Source organism: Devosia sp. FKR38, from assembly GCF_005222805.1.
Classification (GTDB): domain Bacteria; phylum Pseudomonadota; class Alphaproteobacteria; order Rhizobiales; family Devosiaceae; genus Devosia.
Window position 1 is genome coordinate 2,701,507 of record NZ_STGC01000005.1, and the last position, 26,222, is coordinate 2,727,728.

Below are 26,222 nucleotides of genomic sequence, written 5' to 3' on the forward strand. Positions count from 1 at the left end.
TGGCGCTCCACCCATCAACTGGCGATCGAATGATCAGGTTCATGTCGTGAACATCACTGTCTCTGCTCCCGGCCGCATCGCGCCAATCTCGGAACAGCCGACCTGGTCACTGGCAGCCTCGGACGTTCGGCACGGTCAGGAGCTGCAGACGTCCGGACACCACCTGGCCCCCACACCGTGGTAGCCACACACCAAATGCCTCTACCAGTGACCGCGGGAGTCGGGTCTATATGAAGTCTGTACTAATTACCGGCGGGGCGGGTTTTCTGGGTTCCCATCTCGCCGATCGCCTGCTCGGCGAGGGCGCCAGGGTAACCTGCCTTGATGACCTGTCCACCGGATCGGCCGCCAATCTGGCCCACCTGGCCAACGAGCCCCGCTTTGAGCTGATTGAAGCTGATGTCGCCACGCCGATCGCACTTGACGTCGACACCATCTTCAACCTGGCGTGCCCGGCCTCGCCAGTCCATTACCAGCACGATCCCATCAAGACGATGCGGACAAGTGTGCTGGGTGCCATCAACATGCTTGATCTCGCCGAGAAGAATGGCGCGGTGATCCTGCAGGCCTCCACCAGCGAGGTCTATGGCGACCCCCACGTGCATCCGCAGACCGAGGGCTATTGGGGCAATGTGAACACGGTCGGAGAACGCAGCTGCTACGATGAGGGCAAGCGCGCCGCCGAGACCCTGTTTGCAGACTACCGCCGTCATCGCGGCGTGCGGACCAAGCTGGTCCGTATCTTCAACACCTATGGGCCGCGCATGTTGCCCTCCGATGGCCGCGTGGTCTCCAACTTTATCGTCCAGGCCCTCTCTGGCCAGGATCTGACGATCTACGGCGAGGGCATGCAGACCCGCAGCTTCTGCTATGTTGATGACCTGATCGAGGCCATGGTACGCATGATGCGAACGGCGGACTTTGCTGGCCCCGTCAATATCGGCAACCCCTTCGAATTCAACATGCTTGAGTTGGCGCAGAAAGTACTCGCTTTTACCGGATCAACCAGTCAGATCGTGTACCGGCCTCTGCCCTCTGACGATCCCAGACAACGCAAGCCGGACATATCCCTGGCCAAGGAGCGTTTAGGCTGGGAGCCCCGGATTGGCCTTGATGAAGGCCTCAAACGTACCATCGCTGATTTCAAGACCCGCCTCAACACGTGACAAGAGACCAAGCCATGCTCAATGACAAATCGATCCTGATCACGGGAGGCACCGGCTCGTTCGGCAAGGCTTTCGTCCGCACCGTGCTCGAACGCTACCCCGGCGTGAAGCGCCTGGTGATCTTCTCGCGCGACGAACTCAAGCAGTTCGAGATGGCGCAGACCTTCTCGGAGCGCGAATACCCTGCCCTGCGCTACTTCATTGGCGACGTCCGCGATGAAAGCCGCCTGCGCCGTGCCCTCGAAGGCGTCGATGTTGTGGTGCATGCCGCGGCCCTCAAGCAGGTGCCGGCGGCCGAGTACAATCCTTTCGAATGCATCAAGACCAATGTTCTGGGCGCCCAGAACCTGATCGAGGCCTGCCTCGACAGCGGCGTGAAGAACCTGGTCGCCCTGTCCACCGACAAGGCCGCCGCCCCCATCAATCTTTACGGCGCGACCAAGCTGTGCTCGGACAAGCTGTTTGTTGCGGCCAACAACATCCGCGGCAACCGCGAGATCAAGTTCAGCGTTGTCCGCTACGGCAATGTCATGGGCAGCCGCGGCTCGGTCATTCCGTTCTTCCTGGATCGCCGCCAGGATGGCGTGCTTCCCATCACTGACCCGACTATGACGCGCTTCAACATCTCCCTGCAGGAAGGCGTCGACATGGTCCTTTGGTCCCTGGCAAATGCCTGGGGCGGCGAGATCCTGGTGCCCAAGATCCCGTCCTACCGCATCACCGACGTAGCCGAGGCCGTCGCGCCCGAATGCCGCCAGGAAATCGTCGGGATCCGCCCCGGCGAGAAGATCCACGAGGAAATGATCACCGATAGCGACAGCTTCAACACGGTGGACCTCGGCAAGTACTATGCGATCCTGCCGGTCGCCAGCCACTATTCGACCGAAGAATACTGCGCCAAGACCAACGCCGTGCCCGTACCGAAGGGCTTTGCCTACAACAGCGGCACCAACCCCGAATTCCTCTCGGTGGAGCAATTGCGGACGCTGATCGAGACGCATGTCATCGGCAGGTCGATCGACTAAGGAAAACGGCAATGGCCTTCATACCCTACAGCACGCAGTCCATCGACGAAGATGACATCGCGGCAGTGACTGCGGTTTTGCGAGCCGACTATCTGACGCAGGGTCCGGCCATTCCCGCCTTTGAGGAAGCCTTTGCGCAACGCCACAGCGTCAGCTATGCCGTGGCGATCAACAACGCAACCTCGGCTCTGCACCTGGCCTGCATTGCCATGGGCGTGGGTCCCGGCTCCATTGTCTGGACCTCGCCAAACAGCTTCGTGGCTTCTGCCAATTGCGCCCTCTACTGCGGCGCCAGGATCGATTTCGTCGACATCGATCCCAGCACCCGCAACATGTCCGTCTCCGCCCTGCGGGACAAACTGGCCGACGCAAAGAATGCAGGCGAGCTTCCCAGCGTGGTGATCCCGGTCGATTTCGCCGGTCTGCCATGCGACCTGCAGGACATGCGCGCGCTGGCCGATGAATATGGCTTCCGCATCCTCGAAGACGCTTCGCATGCCACCGGCTCAAGCTATCTTGGGGCCCCCACCGGCAGCGCCTGGGCCGATGCGACCGTGTTTAGCTTTCATGCCGTCAAGATCGTGACCACCGCCGAAGGCGGCATGATCACGACCAATGACGCGGCCCTGGCCGATGAACTCCGTCTACTGCGCTCGCATGGCATCACCCGCGACACCGCTCGCATGCATGGCCCCAGTGAGGGGCCCTGGTATTACGAGCAGACCGCGCTGGGCTTCAACTATCGCCTGACCGACATCCAGGCCGCACTTGGGTTGAGCCAGTTGGCCCGCCTGGAGACCATGCAGGCCCGCCGCACCGCACTGGCAGATCGCTATGATACGATCCTCGCCGACCTGCCCTTGACCTTGCCGCATCGCAGCAATGATCGCGTGTCGGCCTGGCACCTGTACGCCGTCGAGGTCGATCCCGCCGGCCCCTCGCGCCGGACGGTGTTTGATGCGATGCGGGCAGCCGAGATTGGCGTGAATGTGCATTACATTCCCATCCACACCCAGCCTTACTATCGCGGGCTCGGTTTCAAGTACGGCGATTTTCCGGCCGCCGAACACTATTATGCGCACGCCATCTCTCTGCCGCTGTTCCCCGCGATGACCGAGCAACAGCAGGACTTTGTAGCGGCAACGCTGCGTACCGCCTTGTCGGCCTAGGGGAAGCTCATGAATCTGGCAGTTATTCCGGCCCGCGGCGGCAGCAAGCGCATTCCACGGAAGAATATTCGCCCCTTCGCTGGCAAGCCGATGATCGCGTTTGCCATCGACAGTGCCCTGGCCAGCGGTCAGTTCGACAAGGTCATCGTCTCAACCGATGACGGCGAGATCGCCGACATCGCGCGCCAGCATGGTGCCGAGGTCCCCTTCATGCGCCCGGCGGATCTGTCCGACGATTTCACCCCGACCGTGCCAGTGATAGCCCACGCCATCCGAACCATGATGGACCTCGGCTTAGCGCCCGAGCTGGTGTGCTGCATCTACCCAGGCGTGCCCATGATCGATGCAGACGACCTGCGCAAGGCCCGCGAACACCTGCTGGGCAGTCAGGCCCAATATGCCTTTCCGGTCGCACCCTTTCCCGCCGCCATCCAGCGCGCGCTGCGTCGTAATGCCGAGACCGGCAACGCCGAGCCCTTCAGTCCGCAATATGTCAACACGCGGACGCAGGACCTGGAGCCAGCCTATTTTGACGCCGGTCAGTTCTACTGGGGTCGCCGCCAGGCCTGGCTGGACGGATTGAGCCTGCACGGCCATGGCACGACTATCGTTCTGCCCGAATGGCGCGTCGTCGACATCGACACTGCCGACGACTGGGCGCGTGCCGAAATCCTCTATCGGGCGTTTGCGACGTCCCAGAGCCAATGAAGTTTGGCTTTCGCGCCGACGCGGCGCTCGACATAGGCGCTGGGCACGTGATGCGCTGCATCACGCTGGCCCAGGCGCTGTCGGACAGGGGGGCAGAGTGTACCTTCATATGCCGCGAACACCCCGGCCATCTGATCGAAGCGATCCGCACTGCTGGCTTTGGTGTCACTGGCCTGCCGGTGCTGGAGCGCTCGGGCACGGAAAAATCGCCCTATGCCAGCTGGGTTGGAGCCGACACAGCGGTCGATGCCAGCCAAAGCCGCGCCATTTTCGATGCCCAGGGCTGCAATTTTATCATCGCCGATCACTATGGGCTCGATGCCCAGTGGGAACGCGCCGTTTCGCCGGCCGGACGGATCGGCATAATCGATGACCTGGCCAACCGGCCGCACTATAGCGCCCTGCTGATCGACCAGACGCTGGACCGCGCGGCGCATTCCTATGCCGGTCTGGTGCCAGACGATTGTATAACCCTTTGCGGTTCGAGCTTTGCAATACTGCGCCCTCAGTTTGCCAAGGCCCGCGCGAGAAGCCTTGAATTGCGCGCGGGGCGGGCGCCAGGCCAAATTCTCGTATCCATGGGCGGCATCGACCGCGACAACCTGACGGGCCGCGTACTCGACGTGCTGACTGCCCTGCCCAGCGACCTCGAGTTTAGGACCACTGTCGTCCTCGGGGCCACCGCGCCATGGCGCGAGGCCGTGACGCGCCAGGCCGCAACCAGCCGGCGCAAGGTCGAAGTTCTGGTCAACGTCGCCGATATGGCCGAGCTGCTGATCCAGACAGACCTGGCCATCGGCGCCGCCGGATCGTCAGCATGGGAGCGATGCTGCCTGGGTGTGCCCACGGTGATGGCCGTGACGGCCGACAACCAAACCGAAATCGCCCGTGCAGTGGCCGCCCGTGGCGCTGCACTGACTGCAGGCGCGGCCGACGCACCCGGTTTTGACAGCCGCCTCGCTGGCGCGATTGTCCAACTGCTACGTGAGTCCGACCTGCGGAGCGGCATGAGCCATGCGGCCGCGGCCGTCACTGACGGCCTTGGTGCTGACCGCGTCGCCGACGCCCTGATGGAGTTGATTGCACAATGAAGATCACCATCGTCTGCAGTTCTGCGGATCATCCGATCAATGCCTGGCTCGACCGCTGGATCGCGGCCCATGCCGGCGACCATGAGATCTCGCTGTTGCGCAGCGTCAAGCAACTCGAGGGCGGCGATATCCTGTTCCTGATTTCGTGCAGCGAGATCGTGACCAGCGCACACCGGGCCAAGTTCGGCGTGACGCTGGTTATCCACGCCAGCGACCTGCCGGAAGGCCGAGGCTGGAGCCCCTATGTCTGGGAAATCGAAGCCGGCCGCGAGCGCATCGTGGTCACGCTGCTCGAAGCCGAGGACAAGGTTGATTCCGGTGCGATCTGGGCCAAAAAGACCGTGCCTATTCCCAAGCACTTTCTGGCGCCCGAGATCAATCAGGCGCTGTTCGACTGCGAACTGGAGCTGATGGACATGGCGCTGGCACTGCATGGCACCGATCCCGGGGCGCCGCAGCCGACCGACATTGCGCCGACCTACTATCAAAAGCGCACACCGGAGAACAGCCGGCTTGACGTCAACAAGACGATAGCGGATCAGTTCGACCTGATACGGGTCTGCGACCCTGTGCGATACCCCGCCTTTTTTGAGCTCCACGGCCACCGTTACAAGCTCACCCTGGAGAAGCTTTGACATGCAATCGATCACCATAGCCGGACGGCGCATTGCAGACGACGCCCCGCCCTACATCATCGCCGAAATGTCGGCCAATCATAATGGCGACCTCAATACGGCGATGAAAATCATCAGCCTGGCCAAGCAGCAAGGTGCCGACGCGGTCAAAATCCAGACCTATACCGCCGACACCCTGACATTGAAGTCCGACAAGCCGGACTTCCAGATCAACGATGGCCTGTGGGCCGGCCGCACCCTGCATGAGCTCTACCAGTGGGCGAGCACGCCCTGGGACTGGCACAAGCCCATGTTCGACCACGCCCGGCAGGTCGGGATCACCCTGTTTAGCTCGCCGTTTGACACCACCGCGATCGACCTGCTGGAAGACCTTGGCGCACCGGCCTACAAGATCGCCTCCTTTGAGGCCGTGGACCTGCCGCTGATCCGTTATGCCGGCAGCACCGGCAAGCCGATGATCATCTCTACCGGCATGGCCGATGACGAGGAGATCGAGGAGGCCATCGATGCCGCCAAGTCTGCCGGATGTACCGAGCTGGCTGTGCTGCATTGCGTCAGCGGCTATCCCGCCCCCTCGGGCGACTACAATCTGCGCACCCTCGCCGACATGAAGCAGCGCTTCGGCCTGGTGACCGGGCTGTCCGACCATACGCTCGACAACGTCACCGCCATCGCCAGCGTTACCCTGGGCGCCGCGCTAATCGAGAAGCACTTCACGCTCGATCGCAACGGCGGCGGTCCCGATGACAGCTTCTCGCTCGAGCCCAAGGACCTCCAGGAGCTGTGCAGCACCGCGCGGGCGGCCTGGGAAGCCCTGGGCACCGTGAACTATGGTCGCAAGTCCAGCGAAGTGGGCAATGTGAAGTTCCGTCGGTCGCTCTATTTCATCAAGCCCGTGCGCGCCGGAGAGACCATTACGGCCGACATGGTGCGCAGCGTCCGTCCCGGCTTCGGCCTGGCGCCCAAGCATCTGGATGCCGTAATCGGCAAGACAGCCAAGGTTGACATCGAGGCCAACACCCGCGTCACCTGGGACGTTCTGGACTGAACACATGACCCAACGGGGGCAATTGTCGGTTCTGATCATCGGCTGCGGCAACATTGCTGGCGGCTTTGACGTCGGCCGACCGGCCGATGCCTTGCCACTGTCCCATGCCGGAGCCTATCGTCGTGACGGTCGGTTCCGAGTCACCACCTGCGTGGAGACCGACCCTGCGCGCAGGTCGGCCTTCATGGACCATTGGCAGGTGCCCGAGGGCTATGCATCGACCCACGCACTGCAGGGCCGGACCGGCCAGTTCGACGTCATCAGCATCTGCTCGCCCACCAGCGCGCATGCTGACGACCTTGAAGCGGCCATTGCCCTGCGTCCGCGGGCGATCTTCTGCGAGAAGCCGATGACGCCATCCCTGGCGGCGTCCGAGCACGCCGTAGCCCAGTGCAATGCAGCCGGCATCGTGCTGGCGATCAATCACTCCCGCCGTTGGGCGCCCGATGTCTGGCGCCTGCGTGCCGAACTCCAGTCCGGTTCCTGGGGCCTCGTTCGATCCGCCGCCGCACGCTACACCAAGGGTGTGCTCAACAACGGCGGGCACATGCTGGATCTCCTCGAATTCCTCCTGGGCCCCCTCACGGTGCAATGGGCCGGCGTCCCAGTGAGCGACTTCTGGCCGGACGACCCAACTATCCCAGCAGCTCTCGTCAGCGCAGCCGGCGTGCCGGTGCTGCTGGCGGTGGGCGACGCCAGGGATTATGCAACCTTTGAACTCACCCTCACCACCGAAATGGGCCTGATCACCATGGAGGACGGCGGCAATCAATGGCGCTACCGTCGCGTCATCGACAGCCCGACATTCGCCGGTTACAAGGCCCTCGATGCAGGCGCGCAGGTAACGGGCGAGTACCAATTGGCCATGCTGAACGCAGTGGCCGACATCTACGACGCAGCAACCACAGGATCGCCCGTGCGCAGCACGGGTGTTTCAGCCTTGGCGGCCCAACGCCATTGTGCTGAAATTCGAGCACGTGCCGCACAGCCGGCAGAGGAAGAGAACGATGAGTAACGACACCCTTGCACTGTTTGGCGGCACGCCCACGATCGCCGCGCCGCTTGAACCGTTCCATAGCATTGGCGAGGACGAGGTCGCGGCAGCCAGTGCAGTCATCCGCTCGGGCGTTTTGTCCGCCTATATCGGCGCGCCGGGCGAAGGCTTCATGGGCGGCCCACACGTCAAGGCGTTCGAGGCCAAGGCTGCCAAGTATTTTGGCGTTCGCAATGTTGTTGCCGTCAACTCCTGGACTTCTGGCCTCATCGCTGCCGTCGGCGCCATTGGCATCGAACCGGGCGACGAAATCATCACCACGCCCTGGACAATGGCGGCGACGGCCACGGCAATCCTGCACTTCAACGGCATCCCGGTCTTTGCCGACATCGACCCGGTAACATTCAATATCGATCCGGCCAGCGTCGAAAAGCTGATCTCCCCCCGCACCCGCGCCATCATGGCTGTCGACATCTTCGGTCAGTCAGCCGATATGCGCGCCCTGCGCGCCATTGCCGACAAGCATGGGATCAAGCTGCTCAGCGACACCGCCCAGGCGCCTGGCGCGCTGCAGGACAACAAATACGCCGGCACGCTGGCCGACATCGGCGGCTATAGCCTGAACTACCACAAGCATATCCATTCCGGCGAAGGCGGCATCATCGTTACCGAAGACGATCGGCTCGCTGACCGCATGCGCCTGATCCGCAACCACGCCGAGGCCGTGATCCGCTCGTCCGATCCGGCCGAGCTGAACAACATGCTCGGCTACAACTTCCGCATGGGCGAGATCGAAGCCGCCATTGCCTCGGTCCAGCTCGACAAGCTGGCCGCGCGCGTCGCCAGCCGCCAGAAGGCCGCAGAGGCCTTCACCCGCGGCATTGCCGACCTGCCAGGCCTGACCCCACCGGTCACCGCCCCGGGCAATACCAATGTGTACTATGTCTATGGCATGACCCTGGATATCGATGCCCTGGGCGTCTCGCGTGAACGCCTCGTCGAGGCCCTGCGCGCCGAAGGCGTGCCGTGGCTGATGGCGGGCTACCAGAATGTGCACCTCTATCCGCTGTTCCAGCACAAGATCGCCTATGGCTCCAAGGGCTTCCCGTGGAACCAGCCCTTTGTTTCGCGCGACATCGACTATTCGCGCGGCATCTGCCCGGTTGCCGAGGATCTGCATGCCCGCACCTTCCTCGGACTTAACCTGTGCATGGGCGAATATGGCGATTCGGACATAGACAAGCTGGTCGCGGCCTTCCACAAGGTCTGGGGCAATCTCGACGCACTAAAGGCGCATTGATCTCCACATGCCCGCCAACGCACCTGTATTAGTCGGTAAGCTGGTCACCTTGCGCCCATTCGGGGCAGAAGACATTACCGACCAGTACATTGGCTGGCTGAACGATCCGCGGGTGGTGCGTTTCAGCAATCAACGCTTTCGGCGCCATGACGCCGAAAGTTGCGCGGCCTACCTGGCCAGCTTCCAGCACAGTGCCAACCACTTCGTGTCCATCCGGCGCCGCGCCGATGACAAGGCCATCGGCACCATGACCGCCTATGTCAGCCTTCCGCACCAAACCGTTGATGTGGGCATCATGGTCGGCGCGCCCGAGGTCTGGGGACAGGGCTATGGCCAGGATGCATGGAATACCCTGCTGGCATGGTTGGCGGATCGCGCCGATATTCGCAAGATTACCGCCGGTACGCTCGAAGGCAATATTGGCATGCAAAGGCTCATGCAACGCTCGGGCATGACCCTGGAGGCCCGCCGGGTCGCACAGGAAATCGTCGAGGGTCAGCCTCAGGACATCGTCTACTATGCGCGCTTCACCGATCGATGACCTGCCACGTCCGCTCGCCATCGTGTGTCACGATGCCGGAGCGGCCAACATCATCCTGCACGCCATCGGCGAGGCTGCAGATGGCGTGCGCATCTGGACCGAAGGCCCCGCTGACCGCATCGCGGCCGCAGTAGGCCACCCCCGCAACGTGCCCAACCTCGAGGCGGCTCTCGACGGGGCGGCGACACTGTTGAGTGGCACCGGATGGGCCAGCGACCTCGAACATCGGGCCCGCGCCCTGGCCAGGGAGCGTAGCATTCGCTCCATTGCCGTGCTGGACCACTGGGTGAACTACCCGCAACGCTTTGTCCGCGACGGGCACGAGGTGCTGCCAGATCGCTGGTGGGTCACCGACCGCTTCGCATTGGCCGAAGCCCGGAAGCACTTTGACGCCGCCCGCATAGACCAGGTCGCCAATTTCTACGCCCTTGAGCAACTGGCCAGCGTCGCGCCTGTCAGCGCCGGGACGCCCAACAGGCTGCTCTATGTCCTGGAACCGGCACGATCGACCTGGGGCAAGGATAGCCCCGGAGAATTCCAGGCGCTCGACTACTTTGTGGAGCGTCTGCCGACACTCGGACTGCCAAGCAGAACAGAGATCAGCCTGCGCCCCCATCCATCTGATCCGCCGGGGAAATATGACGACTGGATCAGCAAGCATGCCAACATGGGGATCTCTCTGGACCTGTCAGCTGGTATTTCAGAAGCAATCGGCGATTCACGCTGGGTTGCCGGTTGTGAGTCATTCGCACTTGCGTTAGCGCTGGAGACAGGACGACCGGTGTTCTGCACTTTGCCGCCCCATGCGCCGCCCTGCCGGCTGCCTCATGACCGCATCATCCACATCCAGGCGATGGAGTAGGCACCTGTGAAGTACTGCAAGCAATGCCTGCAACCCGATACGCGCCCGAACACCCAGTTCCTGCCCGAAGGCATCTGCCCGGCCTGCGAATACTACTCCCGCCTAAAGCATGTGGACTGGCAGGAGCGCTACGAGATCCTCCAGGACGTGCTGGCGGCACGGCCAAAGCGGGGTGACCAGGCGTTCGACTGCATCATCGGGGTCAGCGGCGGCAAGGATAGCATGCGCCAGGCGCTATGGGTGCGGGACAATCTTGGCCTCAAGCCGCTTCTTGCATGCCTCACCTACCCCCCCGAACAGGTCACGGAGCGTGGCGTCGACAACATCTCGAACCTGATCGAACTCGGGTTTGACATGGTCATGTCTGCCCCGGCCCCAGCGACCTGGCGCAGGCTCATGCGCGAGTCCTTCCTGCGGTTCACCAACTGGGCCAAGTCGACAGAGCTGGCGCTGTTCAGTTCGGTCCCGCAACTTGCCATTCGCTATCGGATTCCTCTGATCTTGTGGGGCGAAAATCCCGGCCTACAGCTGGGCGACCTTAAGACACTCGGCAAAACCGGCTATGACGGCAACAATCTGCGCTACATGAACACCCTGTCTGGCGGGGCCGCCGACTGGATGATCGAAGCGGGTGCGACCAATGCCGAACTCCTTTCCTACCGCTATCCGGCGCCGGAAGAGTTCGAAGAGCACGACCTCCAGATCATCTATCTCGGCTGGTTCCTGGGCGACTGGTCACTTGTCAACAATGGCATGTATTCGGCGGGGCGGGGCCTGAAGGTGCGCTCCGACACCGTCGACAATACCGGTGACCTGCGCGGCGTCACCTCGCTCGACGAGGATTGGGTGACGCTCAATCAGATGATCAAGTATTATAAGTTCGGCTTTGGCCGGGTGACAGACTATGTGAACGAGGAAATTCGCTTGGGTCGCCTCAAGCGCGACGACGGAATCCGCCTCGTTGAGAAATACGACGACGCCTGTTCGCCCGAATACATCGCCAAGTTCTGCGAGTACATCGAGATTTCGGTCGACGAATTTTGGGCTCAAGTTCACCGTTCTCTCAATCGCAATCTGTTCGATCTGCACGCGGATGGCACCATCACGCGCAAGTTCCAGGTGGGTGTCGGCCTATGAAGCGACGGACGATCGGCATAGTCGACTATGGCGTAGGCAATATTGGTTCGCTGGAGCGTTCGCTCTCGGCTCTGGGGTACCGTTGCCAGACCACGTCAAACCCCGACACACTTGCGGCGAGCGACCTCATTCTGCTGCCCGGCGTGGGCGCCTTCCCCACGGCTATGGCGGCGCTGCATGCCCATGACATGGTCGGGTTTCTCCAGGAACGCGCGCAGTCCGGCCAGCCACTCGTCGGCATCTGCTTGGGCATGCAGCTCTTGGCCGACCGGTCGGACGAGATCCGGGAGACATCCGGACTTGGCATCATTCCGGGCTATGTGACCGCGCTCGAAAACGCCGATTGGCATATTGGCTGGAACACGCTCGAGGCCGCCTCAAGCGATCCCTTGGTCAAGCCAAGCGACGGACGCGTTGTCTATTTCAACCACTCCTTTGTGCTCAGGACGTCCCCGGAATATGTCATCGGCGTTGCCCGCATCGACCAGGGCATGACGCCGTTCCCGGTGGCTATCCGGCGGGAGAATACTGTGGGCCTGCAATTCCATCCGGAAAAGAGCCAGACTGCAGGCTTGCAGCTGCTGTCCGACGTTATCGAGGGGCTCTGCCGTGCTGCGTAAACGCATAGTGGGCGTCATTACCGTCAAGGACGGTTGGGCGGTCCAGTCCATGGGCTACAGCCGCTATCTGCCTCTGGGGCGCCCGGAGATTTTGGCCAAGAACCTGGATCGCTGGGGCGCTGACGAGATCGTGCTGCAGTGCATTGACCGTAGCACCGCCATGGCTGGCCCGGACATTGGCCTGATTGAGCGCGTGGCGCAGAAGGGCTTGTCGACGCCGCTGATTTACCTCGGTGGCATCCACACCGCCCAGCAGGGCGTGGCGGCTGTGCATGCCGGAGCCGACCGGATCGCCATTGACGCCATGCTCAGCGACGACCCGTCTCATGTCCATGAAATCGAGGCCCATCTAGGCGCTCAAGCCATCATTGCCGCCCTGCCGTTATCGGTGGAGCCAACGGGCCTGATGCACCGCAATTATCGGACCGGAGCGCTGTCTGCCCTGCCCGACACACTGCTCGAGCTGATCCGCAAGCGCATCGTCTCGGAGGTCATGACCATCGATTGGCGCAATGATGGCGGCCGGGCGTTTGATACGCGGATTCTCGATGCCTTCCCGCTCGCCGATATCCCGCTGATCGCCTTTGGCGGGCTGGCTGGACCCGACCAGCTGCGCGCCGTCCTGAGCCGGAAGCCTGTGGTGGCAGCTGCGGTCGGCAACTCCCTGAACTACCAGGAGCACACGATCCGCCACCTCAAGAAGGCACTCGGCGACCTGCCGATCCGTGCTCCATCCCATGAACGCAGGATTGACCACTGATTATGGCCGACACATGCTGCCGCCGTTGCCTATACCGCTCCAGCCATCCGCTTGGCCTGGTGATCGACGAGGACGGGATTTGTTCTGGATGCCGGATTCACGAGGAAAAGGACCGGCTGGACTGGGACGCCCGCTGGCGCAAGCTTGAAGCGCTGGTCGAGCCCTATCGGAATCTGTCCGGTGCGAACTACGACTGCATCGTGCCGGTGACCGGGGCCAATGACTCCTATTTCATCGTGCATCTGGTCAAGGAACGGCTGGGTCTCAACCCGCTGCTGGTGACCTACAACAAATACTTCAATACGCCGCTCGGTATTCGAAACCTTGCCAATCTGCGCATCCGGTTCAACTGCGACATTCTGGTTCAGAACGTGAATCCGGTCTCGGTGAAAGCCATCACGCGGACCACACTGCGCCAATTTGGCAGCATGTATTGGCCGGCCCTGGCCGGTCAGACCGTGTTTCCCGTGCAGACGGCGGTACGCTACAAGGTTCCGCTGATCATCTGGGGTGCGCACCAGGGTCTCGAACAGGTCGGCATGTTCAGCCACGAGCACGAGGTCGAGATGACCCGCCGCTATCGCGTGGACCATGACCTGATGGCGCGTGAGGCCGATGATCTGCTCTCGATCTTCGACACCCTCAAGGGCGATGACGTCGTCCAGTATCGCTACCCCGGCGATGCTGATCTGGCCGCCGGTGGCGTGCGGGGCATCTACCTTGGCAATTATGTCCGCTGGGACCCCAAGGCCCAGCACGAACAGATGATCGAAACGCACGGCTACCAGAGCGCCGCCTTCGACCGCACCTTCGACTGCTACGACCATGTCGACTGCTACAACTTCATGGACATCCACGACATCCTCAAGCTGTACAAGCACGGCTATTCCAAGGTGACAGATCACGCCAGCCGCGAGATCCGCCATGGCCGCCTCACGCGGGAGCAGGGGATAGCGCTCGTGCGCAAGCATGAGCAGGCCCCGCTGCGCCACACTGACAAGTTCTGCGAATGGCTGGGTGTCGACGCGCGTGGACTGCAGTTCATCATGAACGAGCATCGTAATCCGCTGTACTGGACTGAGGAGCGGCCCGGCCAATGGGCCTTCCACGGTTGGAGCACACTGGCGCAGCCGGACGCTGCCGCCAACCCGGCCCCGGCCCGCAAGGATGTCCAATTCCAGGCGACCGACACGCTGAACCTGGACCGCGACGACAAATACATCGTGGTTGGCAAGGGATACCCCTGAGGCCGGTCGGCACGAACGGGGCGGGAGCATAAATGGACGTCAGCGGCATAAGCTTCTCCGCGCTCTCGCAGGTCGTCAATCCTGTCTTCTTTGGCAATGCTGTCGCCCTGATTGTCTTGCTGCTCCTGGCGGGCCTACCCTTGGCACGGCGCCTGGAGTGCGGCTTTGCTGCAATCATTCTGGCCATTCTGGTCGGCCTTGGTGTCACCGTGCTGCTCGCCGCAGCGCCATGGCCGTTTGCCAAGCTCCAGATTGCCGCGGTGCTGGCATGCTTGGCAGTGCTCAACCTCATCCCGGTCAAGCACCGCGTTCTTCCCGACAGGCCCGACGGACGGCTGGCCCTGTGGCTCGTCGCCCTGCTCGCTGCGACCTATCTGGCGGCCAATGCCTCGCCCACCGCCTTCATGCACTACGACTACTTCCATGCGTCGATGCGCTCCCTCGAACTGGCACGCTCAGGCACGGCCTTCTCGCCATGGTTCAAGCAGTTTGATCCCAGCGGCTGGTTCCTGTTCGATCAGACCACCTCTTTGACGCTGGACGGGCTGGAAGTGGTCTGGTTCGGCACGCAGACCGGCGTCCTGTCCAAACTGGTTGTGCTGTTGCTGGCCGGCTATCTGGTGCTGACACTTGATCGGCTGCGTGTTGCCTGGCCGATCCTGCTCATGATGACGGCCGCCCTGTGCCTCTACCTCGTCGACAGCGCTTTTGCATTTCGACCTCACATCTATGTCGGGCTCACCCTTGCCGTCATTGCTGCGCAACTTGCCCAGCCGCGCGTCCACAGCGGTAAGCTGCTGGCGGTACTGCTGCTGTTTCTTGTCCTGGCCAAGCGCGACGGCGTCATCCTGGCTCCCTTTGTGGCCATGCTCGGACTCTGGCGGATCGGCGAGCTTGGCAAAGCCCGACGGATCGACATGCGGTTCGCAGCGCCCGCGGCAATTGCCGCCATCGGTTTGCTTGTCGCGGGCCTGAGTTTTGCGCAAATCGGCGGCATCGCGGTTGGGCAGCAACTTCTGCTATCAATGGCCCAGTTGGACGTAGCGCAGCTCCTGCAACGCGGCGTGATGGCCTTTCTTGCCCTGTGCCTCGCCCTGCCAGCGGTGTCATTTGCATTGCAACAAAGCCCAGACATGCGGCGGCGACTGATTGCCCCTTTGGTCTTGCTGACGATCGTTACAGTGCTCATCGTCGCATCGGCCGTGCTGCTGGAGGGCGGCAGCCGGTTCAACGAGGGGACTCTGCTGCGCAAGCTGGTCTACTTCCTGCTGCCGCCAACGCTGACGTTCTTTGCCTTGGCCTTCTCCGATTGGCGAGCGCAAAGCCGTCGCTGGTGGGGATCCGCGATTTTGTTCAGCGGCACGGCCTTCGTCTGTCTGGCGGCATTCCTGGCCAACCAGCTCCAGGATGTGGTGAACCCGCGTTACGGCTGGGGCGAGATCGCCATTGAAGCTGTCGCCTTCTTCCGCAGCGTCGTGCCAACCGAAGCGGCAGTCTCGATTGGCTTTTTGGTTCCACAACCCGACGCTATCGCACGTAGTCCGTTTGGCGAGACGGAGACCTACCAGTTCCCCATGATGACGGCCTATCTTGGTCGCGATCTAAAGTTCGCCCCGGCAATGAGCGAACTGTCCGGCCGCGATATCATCTTTCTGCCGCGCGCTATGCCAGCGGGAGAACGGTTGTCTATTGTACGTCAATCTGGCCGCATCTATCGTGAGCTCGATGGCGGCTACGGCTTGGCGCTGACCCAGACGGGCCTGGCAGCCATCGGCCCCGCACATGTCTTAACCTTTGGCGCGCATGACCCTGTCGATACGCCCCTGGCCCATGTGCCGTGGAAATTCGTCGCCAAGAGCTGGCCTGACCAGTTCCGTGTGGCCGAAGTGCCTTGGCCGGCCGACGTCACCCAGGTCATGGCCGCCTGGCCAGCCGATGGAACAGAAATGGACCAGCCGTTGACGCTCAGCTTTCCCAATGCCGAGAGGAAGAGAGTCTTCAGCGTCGAATTTTCCGACCATCCACTCGGCGACCGCAAGCCGGAGACCATAGAAATTACCACCCAGGATGGTACCTTCAATGCGCCCGCCCAGTCCTACTTTATTCACAATCGCTATGTGCTGCCGATCAGAACACAGGGGTCGTTCTCGATCACCTTCACTGCCGCCCAGACACCGATAGAGCCGCCATGGATGGCACCTTACTTCGTGCTATTTGATCTGCAGGTCCTCCAGGAAGACCAGTGAGGGCTCAGGTTGAACGGTGCGCACAAACCGTGCATATGCAGCCGAACCGCCCAGGAATGAGATTATGACCGCCAACGTCCTTTGCCTGTCCCGATCATACCTGTCCAACCTGCTCCCCAGGCTGGGCAAGCTGGACCCGGAAGCGCGCTACTTTCATATCGTCCAGAGCGATGCGGAAGAACGTGCGGTCAAGGCTGCAGGCGGCACCGTGGTGCTCAACCTGGAAGCCGTGGTGCGCAAGCATTTCAGCACAATCCAGCCTGCCGAATGGCGCGAACCCGATGATTTCCGCGAGGTGACAGGCTTTGGTTGGTCGGCCCTCTATTCGGATCGCAATCTGCCCGATCTGCCGGCAAAGAAGCGCGAAAAGACGGCCCGCATCGTCTTTGACGCTGTCGCTGCGCTGTTTGCCGAGCGGCAATACGACGCCTTCGTGAGTGAGCCGGTAGCCATCTTTATCACACACATCGTCTTCTATTTTTGCCGCAAGACCGGCACGCGTCCGCTGCTCTGGGCCAATACCTATTTCCCTGACTATTTCTATTTCGCAGATGCAACCAATATCGCCGTGCCCACGCCGATCGCTGGTGCGCCCAACACCACCGAGGAGCTGGCCAAGACCGTTGAGTCCTATGTCCATGGCGTGATCGGCGACCGCGCCGGGCCGGCCTATCACCATGCCTTCGCCAGCAAGGCCAGCAAGCCCCAGTTGGACTATCTCAGCCAGCGCAAGGGCGAGCGGCCGCTGGTGCTGCGTCCAGGTCTCGCCAGCATTGGTCTGCAGTTTGCCCGCATGATGCGCGCGCACCTCAAGCGTCTGACCTTCCCGCTCCGCGGCGATTACATGACGGCCGGATCGGTGTCCGAGCATCGCGCCTATATGCGCTACCTGCTCACACCGTCTTATGTCTATGACGCACTGCCCGAGGGCTTCTCGGCGACCAATGTCGTCTATCCGCTGCAATATGAGCCCGAAGCGTCGCTGATCTATTTCGCGCCGGAGATTGTCAGCCAGGTGTCCTTTGTTGAGACCATCCTGCGCGCCCTGCCAAGCGATTGCTTGCTCTGGGTCAAGGAACATCCCAACCAGTTCGGCGCCTTGGGCGAGAAGCCCTGGCGCGCCCTGCGGGCAAAATATGGCAACCTGCGGTTTATCAACGGGCGGCAGAGCGGGCGCGAACTGATCAAGCGCGCCAGCGCCGTAGTGAGCATTTCAAGCAGCATGGGCATGGACGCTCTGCTTTTGGGGCGAAAGGTCATTGTTGCCGGGCGGGTCTTCTACCGCAGCTTCACCGGCGCAATCGCAGTGTCGTCCCATGCCGAAATGGCCAAAGCGCTCAACAGCGCCGACACTTATGAGCCCAGCGACAACGCAGCATCCAATATCGCTGAGCTGATCACCTTCGGGCGAAACGCCTACCGCGGCGATCCGCAGCCTTCCGATATCCTGTTCACCCAAGAGAACCTGCAGGCCCTCGCCGGAGCCATCCGGGCAGAGCGCCTTGCAAGGCGGGCTGCATGAAGCAGTTGCTTAAAAAGCTCTGGATGATTGAAAGCCAGATACGCGGACACATCCGCATATCCCGCTTCTTCTGGTTTCGCGTCCCCCTGGTCGGTCGTGCCATCTCGATGATCCTGGATCGCCTGATCCTGATCGCCTATGGCGTCGACATGCTGTCATCCTCGATCGATATCAGACGCCTGTCGATCAGCCACCCCAACGGCATATTGCTGGGTGGTAATGGTGTGGTCTCTTCCGGGCGAGTCGCCATTATGGCGGGCGTTTCCCTGGTCGCGCGCAGCCCATCCGATCCGACCTATCTTGAACGCCACAGTTCCAGAACCGTCTTTCGTTTTGGTGATAATGTGGTAATCGGAGCAGGTTCGGTCGTCGTCGGACCGATCGATATTTGCGACAACGTCATCATCGGGGCGATGTCGCTGGTGAACAAGTCGATCTCTGAGCCGGGCATCTATGTCGGAGTCCCGGTTCGCCGCGTTAAGGACCAGGCATCTGATGAATGGGTCCAATCCAGTGATGCAAAGGAACACTAAGTGACCAGTCTACGTGACATCGGAAGTTTCATCCGCTGGCGGCTGATCCCGGTCCGCTATGCGACCATGCTTATGGAATACGGCAAGAACGCTGGTGCGCAGCGAGCTGGTGTGAGCAAGACCACGGGCATACTTGACGAACAGGGCTATCATGCCGGCCCGACGCTTGATGCAGAGACGGTCGCAGCGCTCCGCGAGATCTACGTTCCGCGTGGCAAGACCGTCGTCCCCAAGGATCGCGGCGCACCGTTCGTGAACCTGGTCAAACCGGAAGACTTCACTGTCGATAGCCCGTTGATGAAGGTCGCATTTTCACAGGAAGTTCTCGATCCGGCCATCGACTACTTTGGCGGCCGACTGACGCTGGACAGCATCCAGGTTCTGTATTCCTACCCGACCGAGAAGCTGCGCGAGAGCCAGTTCTGGCACAAGGACTATGGCGACCGGAAGTCCTTCCATTGCGTCATCTATCTCAATGACGTTCTCACCGACGACAAGGGCCCATTCGTCTTCGTCGATAAGAACGACACCAAGAAGATCCGCAAATCCATCACCATTCGGCGCTTGGCCGACGACGAGCTCAAGGCCGAACTGGGCAATGGGGAAGTCCGCACTTTCTATGGAAAGGCCGGTGAATCGGTCTTCGTCGACCCGGCCGTTTGCTATCACTATGGCAGCCGCTGCACATCCGAGCCGCGCTTTGCCATCTTCGTGACCTTCAACACCGTCACACCCTTTGTTCCGGCGAACTCGCAGATTCTGGACAATGCCGAGCGTCTCGTCCAGGTCGCGGCTCAGTTGCGTCCAGACCTCAACCCGCGCTTCCTCCGCAATATCGTGCGGCTGAATTGACCGACACAGGACATCAGGCGCATTCTGGGCCAAGCCCGCGCCTGGTGTCTTCCCACCAGCGTCGACACATCCACAACTGGCAAATGGCGTGAAGCGGTATTTTTTCTGGATGCTCTTTGCATCCGGCCTTGGTTTCTCCAAGGTCCTGGCCCTTGCCCAAATCATGACGCCCGCCAATCTGGGGAGCTATGTCTCAGTAATTGGCATCGCCGTGCTGAGCGGAACTTTGCTCAGCTTCGGCCAGATTGAGGGCACCACCAAATACTACCCTCGTCTGTGGCTGAGCCGCGACTACGCGCGGATCACCGATAGCGTCAAGGTCATTGCGGCCAAGCTGGGCATCCGCTTTGCCTTGGCCACGGTCGTCGGCGCCGTCGCGATGGTGGTTTTCAAGCTCGACAACCCGATCATCACCGCAGTCGTCGCGGGCGGGATCGGTCTTTGCTCAGCCTATCTGGCTCTCGCGGCATCGCTGCTGCGTGCCGCAGAAAACGCCAATGTCCTGCAGGCGTTCAACCTGGTCAGGAACAGCACCGCGATCATCCTGGCCTGTCTGGGTGGCTGGTTTTTCGGCTGGAACGGCGCCATGCTTGGGGACCTCGTGGCCGCAGCTGCCTCGTTGCTGTATGCGATCGTCAGCATCCGCCTCTTGTTTGCCGAGCATGTCGACGCTCAGGCCATCGAACTGCAGCCGGAGACAGCAAGCAAGACCGGCGGCGGCAAGCTCTATCTGGCCTATCTGCTGTCCTCATCGACCCAATTGCTCGACCGCGGCGCGATCAACCTGATACTGGGCGCCGCGGCAGCGGGTTCCTATGGCATTGTCGCTCTGATGTTCCAGGTCGGACAGTTGGTGATCAACATCTTCGCGCAGCGGGCCGGCCCACGGGTGATCAAGTCCGCGCGCACCAATGCCCTCGGCTCAGGGCGCATTGAGAGCGTGCGAAAGCCGGTCCTGGGGATGGCGGCGCTCTCGATCGCGGTGGCCTGCGCTATGTTGACCGCCAGGGCACTTGATCTTCCCTCTGGGTTCTTCGAGCGCTACCAGATCTCCTGGCTGGCCATTGTGTTTGGCGGCGGTGTCTGCTTCATGCAGATATTCAGTCTGCTTGAGTTTCATCTTATAGCCCACGATCGAGAAAAGGACGTTCTGCTCGCCAGCGCCATTGCAACTGCAACAATGACTGGTCTGTTTGGCGCTGCCTGGTATTTTGGTTTTGCGCTGGAGTGGTTCATCCTGGCAGTGCTTGTAGCGCGTACTTTGCATGCAGCAATTCTCTGGAGAATGATGAATGACCCACGCGTTGCAAGCGAGTGATCCGGCTGCCGATCTGCAGCGGGCGCCTTGGCTGTCGGTAGCGCGCACGGCGCTGCTGGTGCTGACCGTTCTGTCTATCGCTTTTCCCTATGTGCAACTGGTTCCGCTGGGAAGCTACACACAGCCCTATGCCATGATCCTGGGCGTGTTGATCCTGGTGGTCTCGCGTGCCTCCAGCGTCCGCAACATGCCCTGGCCAGACTCGGTGCTGCTGATCTCGTTTGCCGTTCTGGGCATCGCCCTGTTCCTGCTCACCTGCGCACCGTTCCGCAATGTCCAGGAATACAAATACCTGCTGAACTACGTCAGCCCGATGATCCTGACGATGGCCTGTTTCACGCTGCTCGAGTGGGATCGGCGGCTGGTCGGGCAGGTCGTTTCAGTGTCGATACTGATCTGGTTCTGGATCGGCATGACACAGGCGCTTCTCGACCCCAGCTTCATGACGCCGCTGCTCGGCGAATGGGGTAGTCTTGCCAAAGATATTGCCGCATCCGGACGTGGCGTGATCGGCCTCGCGCCAGAGCCCACCCACCACGCTTTTCACATGATCCTGCTGGGCGGATGCGCGATGCTGCTTCGGCAGCCGCGCTGGACCATTGTGCTCGCTACGATCAGTGTTCTTCTGCTGGCACGCTCAGCCAACGGGGCGCTGGTGCTGACGCTGGCCATCGCGGTCACTTTGACCGTGTACAGGCCCCGAATTGTGGTTCTGGGTTTCACACTGCTGCTCAGTTCTATCATGCTGGGGGTCGGCAACGCCCTGCTGAACATGGGTGGCGAGAACCGCATTTTGACCTTGCTGGGTCGGCTGCTGAGCAATCCCACCATTCTGGTCACCGAGGACTACAGCACCAACATGCGGCTCGGTGGCGCCGTGGCCGGTTTGCTGAACGCTTTGGAATCCAGCTTCTTTCCGCAGGGTCTGGCGGCCCAGACCTGGACCGACGCCCGCCCCTCCCTGCTGGAGCGGTTCACATTCCTGATGGACATCAGCGGCACCGGCGTGCCCAGCGGCTACGGGGTGCTGTTGTTTCAGGCCGGTGTCCTGGCGTTCCCATTCATCTGGATCTCGACCATGCGCATCGTCATGGTCAAGGCAGATCCCTTTGCACGGGTTTTCATCTTTGCCGTGCCGCTGGTGTTTCTGTTCCAGTACTACATATCCTCGCCGCAATTCGCGCTGGCCTATGCGGCGGCGATCTTCTATTGGCAGCGGAACCAGACAGTATGACCAAACCGGTGAGACCGCACTTCGGCGACCTTCTACAGCGCGATTGGGCCCATCTGTGTGACCTGACTGGGCGCCCGGAACGAAAGCTCCGGCCCTGGCACGTCCTGGGCCCCCGATTCATGCCGGTCTTTCTCGTGCGTGTTGCCAACGCGCTGCACAGGCATCGTCTCCGGCCTCTTGCCAAACTGGTGAGCCTGATGAACTTCCAGCTATTCGGCCTTGAGGTCCCCGCAAGTCTCAGCATTGGTGGTGGGCTGGTGCTGCCGCATACCATTGGCACTGTGCTTGGCGCTGCGTCCATCGGCGAAGGCGTAACCATCTTCCATCAGGTCACACTGGGCGCCAGCGTTGCAGACTTCCAGTATGACCCCGGCAAGCGCCCTGTTGTCGAAGATGGGGCAACCATCGGCGTGGGCGCCAAGGTTCTCGGTCCGGTCACGCTTGGTCGCGGCTGCACGATCGGCGCCAATGCCGTTGTGTTGGCTTCCGTGCCGCCTGGAGCCACGGCCGTTGGCATTCCTGCGCGGATCATCCAGTCCGAGGTACCCTCCGCATGACACCTGGCAGCATGCCTGCCGGCAGCGGGCGAAATATCGTGCTGGGCAAGAACTCTGCCGTATGGCGGTCGCTTTGCACCGATCCGCGCCTTGCCTCGGCCTTTGTGGCCATCGGCCATACCGAACTCGACAACTTTGCTTTCGTCCCCGGAGACCGCGTCTGGGTGTTGGCCTATGCCCGCAATTTTGAGGCCAACAGGGCCATGTTTGAACGCCTCAGCGCGGCGGCGGGCATTACCGTGGTCTATGTCAGCACGGCGACAGCCAATGTCGATGCCGCCACCAATTGCTACCAGTATCCACGCATCAAGCGTCAATGCGAAGTGCTGAGCCGCAGCATGCTCAACGCCCGGATCGTCACGATCGGCGTCGTCTACGGCGACAAAACGGAGCTGCCTGGCGGCACCACAATAGCCACCAGCCTTGGTGAGATCGCCGATTTCATGGTCGAGCCCCGCTTCGCGGACGATCCTGATGCCGCAACCCTGCTGTTCTCTCCAATCAACAGGCCATTCTCCGGCCCCCTTGAGCGGACGGCCCATGCCAGCTATGGCTGGCTGCAACGCCGCGTGGGCTGGCCGTGCCTGCTGCGCCCGATCGATATCGTTTTGCGCGCGCTCGGATGGCGCTGGTATGGCTACCTGTATTTGAGCAATCGCCTATGGCTTACGACGACATCATAATCGGCTCGGGCCTCAGCGGGCTTGCCGTGGCCATGGGGCTTGATTCCAAACGCCGCATATTGGTGCTGAGCGAACCCGACCCGGTGACGGTGCGCTATTATGATCGGCACACCAATATCCCCTCCGGGGTGCACGGACTGGGCGGTCTTGGCAACTTCTGGCATGGCGTCATCCCGTTCGCCAGCGACGTTCCGTTCGCAGCGGACTGCCGGGATGCGTTTGAGACGCTCTTCACGCGGTTCTATCCTGACGTCGATATTGCCGGCCGCTATGGAACACATTGGTTGTTCGTGCCGCGCCGTCCGATCCGTCCACGAAAGCACTGGACCAGCCTTGTGGCGGAACGCGACGGGCGCCTGGAGATCCGCAGCCTATCGGCGGATCGCTTTGCTGCGGAGTCCGCTGACGTAACGGTGCAGGCGGGTTCAGAGGCTTTTGCGGCTGCACGCCTTTGGATCTGTGCCGGTGCACTAGACACACCAGCGCTGCTGGCCCGATCCTTGGGCGCAGCAACCGGCTTTCATGGAACGGCCTCTGACCACGTCATCTGCTACCTTGGGCAGGCCAGACCATCCGCCGACGGCAAGGCCACCACGACGCAGGTCGATATTGAGCGAACGCCGAGAGGCTATTGGTTTGCGTCGTTGGCTGCGAGCAGCAGTGCCGCCCTGGTCACCGCAAAGCCCGCGCGCTTTTCCTATCGCCAACTCGACCACGGCATCGAACAACGCGCGGCCTTTGGCCTGCCGGCTGGCGGTGTAGTCGCCAAGATCATGCGCGCCCGTTCGCTTGGCCTGATCTCGGAAGCCGTCTTCAACAAGACCGGGCTGTTTCCAGGGGCACCGGTCAAGAGCATCTATGCGCAGATCCCTGTGCGTGGTGCATACGACCTTGAGCTTTCGACGGGCGCGCTGAGCCCAAGACTGGAGCACATCCGGACTGCAACGGACGCCGTTCGGCAGCAAATCGATCTGCCCGAGATGATCGCCTCTCAGCGCCCGGAACTGTTCATTCGTGGTATCCACCTGCACGACACGCTCGATGAGGCAGCTCTGGCACCCCATGGTATCAACACCCACAACGCCCCCATCCGCGTGTGCGACGCTTCGGTGATCGGCCGCATCGGTGGCGAACACCACAGCTTTCACATGATGGCCAAGGCTTTCAAGGCAGCAAGACAGGCATGACCGACAGCACAAATTCTTCGCCAGCCGTGACGATCATCACGCCCGCATACAACGCAGAACAGTTCGTTGCGGCAACGCTGCGCTCCGCTCTTGCCCAGACCTTCAGTTCATTCGAACTGCTGCTCCTGGATGATCACTCCAAGGACCGAACTGCCGAAATTGCCGAACAATTCGCCCGGCAGGACGATCGCATCAGGGTTATCCGACTGCCCCGGAACTACGGAGCGCCGGCCGGGCCGCGCAATGTCGGCATCCAGCAGGCGCGCGGTAAATGGATCGCCTTCCTTGATGCCGATGACATCTGGCACCCCGAAAAACTGCGCGTTCAGCTCGAAGCCCTGGAAAAGTCTGGCGCGCGCTTCTGCAGCACGCAGATGACCGATTTCACCGACGAGACCGAGTTGACCTTCAAGCCGGTGGAGTCCTTTGCCATTAGGCGGATCAGCTTTTTTTCTCAGTTGCTCAAATATCAAACGCCCACCTCAAGCGTTATCGTTGACGCAGAACTCATGCGCGCCACGCCTTTCAACGAGGATCCGGCCTATAAGGCGCGCGAAGACCTCGATTGCTGGCTGAAATGCCATGAACGACTCGGCTACAGCATCAAGGTGCAGCGCCCGCTGATGGGCTATCGCCAGTCGCCTCAACAAATTTCGGGTAAGAAGCTGCAGATGGTCCGCCGCCACCACCACGTGCTCAAGAACTATCGCTTTGAGAACGGACGCAAGCTCGGCCTGGGTGCAGCGCTCTTCACGGCGACCCATTTCCTGTCGGCCCTGCCCATCCGACTGCTCGGCGGCGGAGTCTGATATGGCGAGGGTGCTGATCACTGGCGCAAACGGCTTCGTGGGCAGTCACCTGCTCCGCCTTCTGAGCGAACGGGACGGTTTTGACCCCGTTGCAGGTGTCCGCCGGGCCGAGCAAGCACAAAGTGGCCTGCCGTTCCTGGCCATGGGGACCATTGGCGACGATCAACTGCCCAGCCTGGCCGGGATCGACGTCGTGGTCCACTGCGCGGCAAGGGTGCATGTCATGCAGGATCGCGCCGCCGACCCGCTGACGGAATTCCGCCGATACAATGTCGAAGGCACAGTGCAGCTGGCAGAACGAGCCGCCCAGGATGGCGTCAAGCGGTTCATATTTCTCAGCTCGATCAAGGTGAACGGCGAGAGCACAGTCCCTGGCAGACCGTTTACCGTGCAGGACAGCCCGGCCCCGGTGGACCCATACGGTCTCTCCAAGGCCGAAGCGGAAGTGGCGCTTCGAGATCTTGGACAGCGCACCGGGATGGAGATTGTCATTGTTCGACCAGTTCTGGTCCATGGTCCGGGCGTCAAAGGCAATTTCCTGAGCATGCTCCGTTGGATCCGTAAAGGTGTTCCCCTGCCTTTGGCTGGCGTCTCAAATCGCCGCAGCATCGTCTCGGTGGCAAATCTCTGCGACCTGTTGGCACAGTGCGTGCGCAAGCCCGAGGCCGCAGGCAATACCTTCCTGGCCGCCGATCCAGAAAGCCTGTCGACCACACAGTTGCTGACCAGCATCGGGTCCTATCTCGGTAAGCCAGCGCGTTTGTTCTGGGTACCCCCGGCCCTGATCGGGCTGGGCGCGCGGCTGGCGGGACGCTATGGGCAATACCAGCGACTCTTCGGCACCCTGGAGGTCAGCATTGACCACAATCGCGACATTCTGGGCTGGACCCCGCCGCAGAGCAGCCAGGACGGCTTGAGGGAGACGGTGGCGGCATTCACGCTGGCCAGTTAGGCGGAATGCCAAACCTCTAGCGGGCG

The 26,222-nt window shown here is 61.6% G+C and carries 26 protein-coding genes; all 26 read left to right on the top strand.

Going from position 1 to position 26,222, the window contains the following annotated elements; translation table 11 throughout:
* The first annotated feature begins 230 nt into the window (after positions 1-230).
* Entirely contained in the window at positions 231-1,166 is a 936-nt protein-coding gene (locus E8M79_RS18060; RefSeq protein ID WP_137153223.1) for a UDP-glucuronic acid decarboxylase family protein, read from the top strand.
* A gap of 14 nt (positions 1,167-1,180) precedes the next feature.
* Positions 1,181-2,191, top strand: a complete 1,011-nt coding sequence (pseB, locus tag E8M79_RS18065) for a UDP-N-acetylglucosamine 4,6-dehydratase (inverting) (protein WP_137153224.1) — start codon at positions 1,181-1,183, stop codon at positions 2,189-2,191.
* 11 nt (positions 2,192-2,202) lie between these two features.
* The gene (gene pseC / locus E8M79_RS18070; RefSeq protein WP_137153225.1) at positions 2,203-3,360 is read left to right on the top strand and encodes a UDP-4-amino-4,6-dideoxy-N-acetyl-beta-L-altrosamine transaminase; all 1,158 of its coding nucleotides are present in this window, start codon (positions 2,203-2,205) and stop codon (positions 3,358-3,360) included.
* 9 nt (positions 3,361-3,369) lie between these two features.
* Entirely contained in the window at positions 3,370-4,068 is a 699-nt protein-coding gene (pseF, locus tag E8M79_RS18075) for a pseudaminic acid cytidylyltransferase (protein WP_137153226.1), read from the top strand.
* Positions 4,065-5,159, top strand: a complete 1,095-nt coding sequence (gene pseG, locus E8M79_RS18080) for a UDP-2,4-diacetamido-2,4,6-trideoxy-beta-L-altropyranose hydrolase (protein WP_137153227.1) — start codon at positions 4,065-4,067, stop codon at positions 5,157-5,159. Before pseF ends, pseG begins: the two co-directional genes overlap by 4 nt.
* The gene (locus E8M79_RS18085) at positions 5,156-5,794 is read left to right on the top strand and encodes a formyltransferase family protein (RefSeq protein ID WP_137153228.1); all 639 of its coding nucleotides are present in this window, start codon (positions 5,156-5,158) and stop codon (positions 5,792-5,794) included. The genes pseG and E8M79_RS18085 overlap by 4 nt, the downstream gene beginning before the upstream one ends.
* Position 5,795: 1 nt before the next feature.
* Positions 5,796-6,842 (top strand): pseudaminic acid synthase, encoded by a 1,047-nt coding sequence (gene pseI / locus E8M79_RS18090; RefSeq protein ID WP_137153229.1) that lies wholly within the window; start codon positions 5,796-5,798, stop codon positions 6,840-6,842.
* Positions 6,843-6,846: 4 nt separating this feature from the next.
* On the top strand, positions 6,847-7,857 hold the full coding sequence (locus E8M79_RS18095) for a Gfo/Idh/MocA family oxidoreductase (RefSeq protein WP_137153230.1): 1,011 nt from the start codon (positions 6,847-6,849) through the stop codon (positions 7,855-7,857).
* Positions 7,850-9,136, top strand: coding sequence for a DegT/DnrJ/EryC1/StrS family aminotransferase (locus E8M79_RS18100; RefSeq protein ID WP_137153231.1), 1,287 nt, complete (start codon positions 7,850-7,852; stop codon positions 9,134-9,136). Before E8M79_RS18095 ends, E8M79_RS18100 begins: the two co-directional genes overlap by 8 nt.
* A gap of 7 nt (positions 9,137-9,143) precedes the next feature.
* Complete coding sequence (locus E8M79_RS18105; protein WP_137153232.1) at positions 9,144-9,677, top strand: GNAT family protein; 534 nt, start codon at positions 9,144-9,146, stop codon at positions 9,675-9,677.
* Positions 9,655-10,539 carry a hypothetical protein gene (locus tag E8M79_RS18110; protein WP_137153233.1) on the top strand — a complete coding sequence of 295 codons (885 nt, stop codon included), beginning with the start codon at positions 9,655-9,657 and terminating at the stop codon, positions 10,537-10,539. Before E8M79_RS18105 ends, E8M79_RS18110 begins: the two co-directional genes overlap by 23 nt.
* Positions 10,540-10,545: 6 nt before the next feature.
* Complete coding sequence (locus E8M79_RS18120; protein WP_137153235.1) at positions 10,546-11,676, top strand: N-acetyl sugar amidotransferase; 1,131 nt, start codon at positions 10,546-10,548, stop codon at positions 11,674-11,676.
* On the top strand, positions 11,673-12,296 hold the full coding sequence (hisH, locus tag E8M79_RS18125) for an imidazole glycerol phosphate synthase subunit HisH (RefSeq protein ID WP_137153236.1): 624 nt from the start codon (positions 11,673-11,675) through the stop codon (positions 12,294-12,296). Before E8M79_RS18120 ends, hisH begins: the two co-directional genes overlap by 4 nt.
* Entirely contained in the window at positions 12,286-13,056 is a 771-nt protein-coding gene (locus tag E8M79_RS18130) for a HisA/HisF-related TIM barrel protein (protein ID WP_171015926.1), read from the top strand. The genes hisH and E8M79_RS18130 overlap by 11 nt, the downstream gene beginning before the upstream one ends.
* A gap of 2 nt (positions 13,057-13,058) precedes the next feature.
* The gene (locus E8M79_RS18135) at positions 13,059-14,303 is read left to right on the top strand and encodes an N-acetyl sugar amidotransferase (RefSeq protein ID WP_137153238.1); all 1,245 of its coding nucleotides are present in this window, start codon (positions 13,059-13,061) and stop codon (positions 14,301-14,303) included.
* A gap of 32 nt (positions 14,304-14,335) precedes the next feature.
* Positions 14,336-16,549, top strand: coding sequence for a hypothetical protein (locus E8M79_RS18140; protein WP_137153239.1), 2,214 nt, complete (start codon positions 14,336-14,338; stop codon positions 16,547-16,549).
* A gap of 64 nt (positions 16,550-16,613) precedes the next feature.
* Positions 16,614-18,071 (top strand): hypothetical protein, encoded by a 1,458-nt coding sequence (locus E8M79_RS18145; RefSeq protein ID WP_137153240.1) that lies wholly within the window; start codon positions 16,614-16,616, stop codon positions 18,069-18,071.
* Positions 18,068-18,604, top strand: a complete 537-nt coding sequence (locus E8M79_RS18150) for a hypothetical protein (protein WP_137153241.1) — start codon at positions 18,068-18,070, stop codon at positions 18,602-18,604. Before E8M79_RS18145 ends, E8M79_RS18150 begins: the two co-directional genes overlap by 4 nt.
* A complete protein-coding gene (locus E8M79_RS18155) occupies positions 18,605-19,456 on the top strand; it encodes a hypothetical protein (protein WP_137153242.1) in 852 nt (283 codons plus the stop codon).
* 88 nt (positions 19,457-19,544) lie between these two features.
* Positions 19,545-20,774, top strand: a complete 1,230-nt coding sequence (locus E8M79_RS18160; protein ID WP_137153243.1) for a hypothetical protein — start codon at positions 19,545-19,547, stop codon at positions 20,772-20,774.
* Positions 20,749-22,008: a hypothetical protein gene (locus E8M79_RS18165; RefSeq protein ID WP_137153244.1), complete on the top strand. Its 1,260-nt coding sequence runs from the start codon at positions 20,749-20,751 to the stop codon at positions 22,006-22,008. The genes E8M79_RS18160 and E8M79_RS18165 overlap by 26 nt, the downstream gene beginning before the upstream one ends.
* A gap of 197 nt (positions 22,009-22,205) precedes the next feature.
* The gene (locus tag E8M79_RS18505; RefSeq protein WP_205747930.1) at positions 22,206-22,565 is read left to right on the top strand and encodes a hypothetical protein; all 360 of its coding nucleotides are present in this window, start codon (positions 22,206-22,208) and stop codon (positions 22,563-22,565) included.
* A gap of 11 nt (positions 22,566-22,576) precedes the next feature.
* The gene (locus E8M79_RS18175; protein WP_137153246.1) at positions 22,577-23,248 is read left to right on the top strand and encodes a hypothetical protein; all 672 of its coding nucleotides are present in this window, start codon (positions 22,577-22,579) and stop codon (positions 23,246-23,248) included.
* Positions 23,227-24,435, top strand: a complete 1,209-nt coding sequence (locus E8M79_RS18180; RefSeq protein WP_137153247.1) for a hypothetical protein — start codon at positions 23,227-23,229, stop codon at positions 24,433-24,435. Before E8M79_RS18175 ends, E8M79_RS18180 begins: the two co-directional genes overlap by 22 nt.
* Entirely contained in the window at positions 24,432-25,244 is an 813-nt protein-coding gene (locus E8M79_RS18185; RefSeq protein WP_137153248.1) for a glycosyltransferase family 2 protein, read from the top strand. The genes E8M79_RS18180 and E8M79_RS18185 overlap by 4 nt, the downstream gene beginning before the upstream one ends.
* A 1-nt stretch (position 25,245) precedes the next feature.
* Entirely contained in the window at positions 25,246-26,196 is a 951-nt protein-coding gene (locus E8M79_RS18190) for an SDR family oxidoreductase (protein WP_137153249.1), read from the top strand.
* Positions 26,197-26,222: the final 26 nt, after the last annotated feature.

Coding starts and splice junctions, on each gene's coding strand:
- E8M79_RS18060 (WP_137153223.1), top strand. CDS start 231: ATGAAGTCTGTACTAATTACCGGCGGGGCGGGTTTTCTGGGTTCCCAT.
- pseB (WP_137153224.1), top strand. CDS start 1,181: ATGCTCAATGACAAATCGATCCTGATCACGGGAGGCACCGGCTCGTTC.
- pseC (WP_137153225.1), top strand. CDS start 2,203: ATGGCCTTCATACCCTACAGCACGCAGTCCATCGACGAAGATGACATC.
- pseF (WP_137153226.1), top strand. CDS start 3,370: ATGAATCTGGCAGTTATTCCGGCCCGCGGCGGCAGCAAGCGCATTCCA.
- pseG (WP_137153227.1), top strand. CDS start 4,065: ATGAAGTTTGGCTTTCGCGCCGACGCGGCGCTCGACATAGGCGCTGGG.
- E8M79_RS18085 (WP_137153228.1), top strand. CDS start 5,156: ATGAAGATCACCATCGTCTGCAGTTCTGCGGATCATCCGATCAATGCC.
- pseI (WP_137153229.1), top strand. CDS start 5,796: ATGCAATCGATCACCATAGCCGGACGGCGCATTGCAGACGACGCCCCG.
- E8M79_RS18095 (WP_137153230.1), top strand. CDS start 6,847: ATGACCCAACGGGGGCAATTGTCGGTTCTGATCATCGGCTGCGGCAAC.
- E8M79_RS18100 (WP_137153231.1), top strand. CDS start 7,850: ATGAGTAACGACACCCTTGCACTGTTTGGCGGCACGCCCACGATCGCC.
- E8M79_RS18105 (WP_137153232.1), top strand. CDS start 9,144: ATGCCCGCCAACGCACCTGTATTAGTCGGTAAGCTGGTCACCTTGCGC.
- E8M79_RS18110 (WP_137153233.1), top strand. CDS start 9,655: ATGCGCGCTTCACCGATCGATGACCTGCCACGTCCGCTCGCCATCGTG.
- hisH (WP_137153236.1), top strand. CDS start 11,673: ATGAAGCGACGGACGATCGGCATAGTCGACTATGGCGTAGGCAATATT.
- E8M79_RS18135 (WP_137153238.1), top strand. CDS start 13,059: ATGGCCGACACATGCTGCCGCCGTTGCCTATACCGCTCCAGCCATCCG.
- E8M79_RS18140 (WP_137153239.1), top strand. CDS start 14,336: ATGGACGTCAGCGGCATAAGCTTCTCCGCGCTCTCGCAGGTCGTCAAT.
- E8M79_RS18145 (WP_137153240.1), top strand. CDS start 16,614: ATGACCGCCAACGTCCTTTGCCTGTCCCGATCATACCTGTCCAACCTG.
- E8M79_RS18150 (WP_137153241.1), top strand. CDS start 18,068: ATGAAGCAGTTGCTTAAAAAGCTCTGGATGATTGAAAGCCAGATACGC.
- E8M79_RS18165 (WP_137153244.1), top strand. CDS start 20,749: ATGACCCACGCGTTGCAAGCGAGTGATCCGGCTGCCGATCTGCAGCGG.
- E8M79_RS18505 (WP_205747930.1), top strand. CDS start 22,206: ATGAACTTCCAGCTATTCGGCCTTGAGGTCCCCGCAAGTCTCAGCATT.
- E8M79_RS18175 (WP_137153246.1), top strand. CDS start 22,577: ATGCCTGCCGGCAGCGGGCGAAATATCGTGCTGGGCAAGAACTCTGCC.
- E8M79_RS18180 (WP_137153247.1), top strand. CDS start 23,227: ATGGCTTACGACGACATCATAATCGGCTCGGGCCTCAGCGGGCTTGCC.
- E8M79_RS18185 (WP_137153248.1), top strand. CDS start 24,432: ATGACCGACAGCACAAATTCTTCGCCAGCCGTGACGATCATCACGCCC.
- E8M79_RS18190 (WP_137153249.1), top strand. CDS start 25,246: ATGGCGAGGGTGCTGATCACTGGCGCAAACGGCTTCGTGGGCAGTCAC.